This window comes from Acinetobacter lactucae (assembly GCF_013344765.1).
Taxonomy (GTDB): Bacteria; Pseudomonadota; Gammaproteobacteria; order Pseudomonadales; family Moraxellaceae; genus Acinetobacter; species Acinetobacter lactucae_A.
On the sequence record NZ_JABVBF010000367.1, the window covers coordinates 1 to 857 of the forward strand.

Annotated in this window: 1 pseudogene; it reads right to left on the reverse strand. The window is 30.8% G+C overall.

Features of this window, described 5'->3' with window-relative positions:
* Positions 1 to 264: 264 nt before the first annotated feature.
* Positions 265 to 857: pseudogene (locus HUN22_RS17370) on the reverse strand (hypothetical protein); the annotation flags it as partial.

Below are 857 nucleotides of genomic sequence, written 5' to 3' on the forward strand. Positions count from 1 at the left end.
ATTAATGACATTATACTACTTTTCCTTCCAAAAATTCTTGTGCATACATCCCCGCTTCATATACAGAAGAAGTTTCTGTATATGAAGCGGGGATAATACATTCAATCATTATGATTGTGAGATACGGCAGGAGTCATATCTAGCAACCAAATACGAATAAGGCCGACAGGATGTCAGGCTTTTTTATATTCTTCTTTCCTAGTGTTATAAAGTGTGGGCTTATAAAATTACTTTGCTTCTTACTAATTATTAGATTTTAGTTAATTACTTTCTTTTACTGGCAGATAATTTAGGATTTCCATCAATTAAAACAATTTGAGAAGCTTTATTATAACTTGTAACAAATTCTCTTCTCACTTCTTGTAGTCTTTTGAACTTTTCTCTTAAGCCCCCTATATCTATTAGAATAAAAATACCTTCTTCTGACTGCTCGGCTGTCTTATATATTTCAAGTTGTTTCTCATAGCCATGTATTACATTTGGATTCGTCGATAATTCTATTTCGACTATAACTTTAAAATTAAAACCCTGAGATATTTTAAAATCAACAGGTCCATTACCACTATCTACTTCAGGACTAAGATCTAAATTATTTGCTTTACAATAACTCAAAGCTACGGCAAAAAGTAATCTTTGGCATGCTTTCTCTTTTCTCGGTTCTCCATCTTCAGTCCATAATTCTTTCCATAGACCATTATCTTCAATTAACAACTTGAATTGATCTATGATTTCAGTCACCACGTCTAAAAGTTGTTCTCTGTTTTGTATACCATTACTAAAATTTTTCAAATTTAAAGGATATTGATTTGCAATATTTTTTAAAATTTGAAGCCAAAATATATCTCCATTAGGATCTT